Below are 327 nucleotides of genomic sequence, written 5' to 3' on the forward strand. Positions count from 1 at the left end.
ATATAATCCACAATTGCTTACGCTTTTTGCTTCAATTCATATACAACGCTCCTCTACCGATAGAAAAGCTATTATGCCAGTTGTATGTTGTTAAGTGTTTTAGAAATTGTATCGTTTAATAGTTTTACGCTTTGTGTTTTCACAAATTTTGTTTTATGTCTTTCTCTCTTACTTTACTAGTTGATATATTTCCTAATCACTTTACTTCATACTTCTCGCATAATTGCTTTTCTATCCCACAGTTTCGGTATCAGATTTAGCCCCGTTCATCTTCGGCGCATTACCACTTGACCAGTGAGCTATTACGCACTCTTTAAATGTATGGCT

General features: G+C 34.6%; 1 rRNA gene. It reads right to left on the reverse strand.

Features of this window, described 5'->3' with window-relative positions:
- A 23S ribosomal RNA gene (locus ACU68U_RS09310) occupies nt 1-327 on the reverse strand; the annotation flags it as partial.

It is taken from the genome of Finegoldia sp. P3-F-LR, from assembly GCF_052932165.1.